Raw genomic sequence first — 359 nt, forward strand, 5'->3', positions numbered from 1 at the left:
TTTCTTTGGCTGTTCTTCTTGTCGTAGAGCTGGCAGACTGTCATTTTACCGCCTGCTGTATCGATACCGTCGTTAAGGTCTTTTTTAATCTGTGTTTCTTTTTCCCTCAACGATATATCATCACGCTTTCCAGCAGGTGTCTTGTCTGTCGGTACAAGTTTCCAAGAATAGATAAATTGTGGCTTTCCGTATATATCGGTATATTTATAAACGTATCTTCCGTCTTTTCGCTGGCTCTCTCCATTACGCAAATTGCGATTTTTACTGTCTTTTCGTTTTACATTAGACATAGTGTAAAGCTCCTTTCCGTCATGGAACGAGCCGTGATACGCTATATTTATTATACCATATCTACGGCT

Annotated in this window: 1 protein-coding gene; it reads right to left on the minus strand. The window is 39.8% G+C overall.

The genetic code is table 11. From position 1 onward, the window contains the following. A partial coding sequence (locus DWZ69_RS11940) for an integrase DNA-binding domain-containing protein (RefSeq protein ID WP_199640882.1) occupies positions 1-290 on the minus strand: 290 nt, incomplete at its 3' end. Positions 291-359 lie beyond the last annotated feature (69 nt).

This window comes from Eubacterium sp. AF34-35BH (assembly GCF_003477765.1).
Lineage (GTDB): Bacteria > Bacillota > Clostridia > Lachnospirales > Lachnospiraceae > Eubacterium_G.